This is a genomic window from Neisseria sp. P0021.S006 (genome assembly GCF_051956895.1).
In genome coordinates, this window is record NZ_JBQCWZ010000151.1 from 1 (window position 1) to 2,266 (window position 2,266).

At 48.2% G+C, this 2,266-nt stretch carries 1 protein-coding gene; it reads right to left on the reverse strand.

Features of this window, described 5'->3' with window-relative positions; translation table 11 throughout:
- The coding region (locus ACTHUM_RS11790) for a calcium-binding protein (RefSeq protein ID WP_440402949.1) at positions 1 to 2,164 on the reverse strand (2,164 nt) is incomplete at its 3' end.
- Positions 2,165 to 2,266 lie beyond the last annotated feature (102 nt).

Genomic DNA, 2,266 nt, shown 5'->3' on the forward strand with positions numbered 1-2,266 from the left:
CGCCCATGCTGTATGAGGTATTGCCGTCAAACTGAAACTCGGAAATTGCACCATAAATACCGCTTTGGTTTTTGATGGTTAAAACATCGTCTGTGCCTTTAATGCGGATATGCCAAGTATCACCATCCAGCAGGGGATTGGTCACAAATTGAGAGCTGTCAGGCATGTTGATAATACTGGTTTTGTCGTAACCTTTTTCAATGGTAATTTCGAGGTCGTCAAGGGTAATGCCGCCGGTAAATTTCACGACGTTGGCGTTGAGTCTGTGTAGGCTTGCTTTGCTATCAAAACCGAAGTTGAAGTCAAAAATGGTGTCGTGACCGTAACCTTTGCCGAAAACATAGGTATCGTTGTGTTCGCCGCCTTCCATGTAATCATTGCCTGCGCCGCCGTCAAGCAGGTCGGCACCTACATGGGCATAGAGTTTGTCGTTACCGTTGCCGCCGTAGAGTTTATCGTCGGAATCTGGCTCAGTGCTGTAATAGGTTGCACTGTGTTCGCGCAAGATGTCATCGCCGTCGTGGCCATAGAGGGTGTCATGGCCGTCGTTGCCGCCGTCGATTTCATTGTTGGCTGCATTACCATGCAAAGTGTCATCGCCGTCAGTACCGGCAAATTTAATGGTTTCAGCTTTCACAGGTTGAAAGGCTTGTTGGAACTGAGTGGCAGTGTAAGTTTGGTCGTTAAACTGGAAGCGGTCGATGGAAATGCTGCCATCCGCACCGATTTGGTTTTGAATCAAGGCTGAACCTTGTTCTGAAGTAATTTCCCAGCTTTGGCTGCCATCATTGTTATGAATGGTCTTCAGGTTGAGCTTGGCATTGTTCAGGCCGTCTGAAAACTTGAGGGTATTGATGCCTTGGTTGTCGATAATGGTATCGTTGTCGCCGTAGATATAGGTATCGTTTCCGGCTCCGCCTTTCAGAATGTCTTTACCGTTGCCGCCCACTAAAATGTCGTCGCCTGCATCACCGTTGATGACATCGTTGCCGTCGCCGCCATCCAGATAATCGTTGCCGTCGCCGCCGTTGAGGTTATCGTTGCCACCCATGCCGTAAACGGTATCATCACCACGTCCGCTATTGAGGCGGTTGCGGCCTTCGTTACCGGTCAGGATGTTATTGCTGTTGTTGCCGGCGGCAAAAATATTGGCCGAGCCGGTCAAGGTAACATTTTCGACGTGAGTAGCGGCAGTATGAGAAATGCTGCTGAATACGGTATCTTCGCCACCGCCAGCCTGTTCAATCACCACGTCTTTTACATCATCAACGTAGTAAGTGTCATTGCCGTCCCCACCTTCCATAATGTCGGCATCGGCTTTGCCGTCGATCATATCATCGCCGGATGTGCCGATCAGGTAGTCATTGTCGTCGCTGCCATCGATGGTCTGACCGATTTCGGTATGCTCAGCCAGGGAAATATCGAAATATTTGGCAAAGTTGTTTACATCCAGTTTTTGAGTGCCAATGATGAAGTGGGAGACTGCCGGTGTTGTACCGTTTTGAGTGTATTGGTTTTTGATGGTTAAAACGGCGTTGCTGTTTTTTACGGCAATCAGCCAGTCTTTACCACCGGTTTCGTTGTTTTGGACTTCAACGGTTAAATCGTTAAGGCTTAGATCGGTATGAAAGCGGATGCTGTTGTGGCCTTGATTGTCGATGATGGTGTCTTGCTCGTTTTTGGCAGAGAAAAGGTAGGTATCGTCGCCTTCGCCACCTTCAAGCACATCGTTGCCTGCTTCGCCGTTGAGGATGTCATTGCCTGTTTCGCCGAAAAGAAGGTCGTTGCCTTCGCCCCCATTGATGACATCGTTGCCACCGCCGCCGTAAACGATGTCGTCACCGCGCCCGCTGTTGAGGCGGTTGCGGCCTTCATTGCCGATGAGGATGTTGTTGCTGTTGTTGCCGGCACCGAAAATGTTGGCTGTACCGGTCAAAACAAGGTTTTTAACGTGGTTTGGAAGGGTATAGCTGACGTTGCTGCAAACCGTATCATCGCCACCATTTGGGTTTTCAATGATTGTATCGTCACTGAGGGTTACATAATAAACGTCATCTTCCGACGTTCCTATCGTTACTTGTTCAAAGACGGAAGGTTGTAATTGCTCTAAATGTCGTAATTCAAATTGCGCATTGGGGGTGCGCATTGCTTTTTCGATTGTCATGATATTTTCTTTAGATATTGATGAGAGTAACAAGGAAGTAAACGTATCCGGCATATGGCCGGTATTGCTTAATTTGTATTGTGTTTAGGCTGTATATACTAG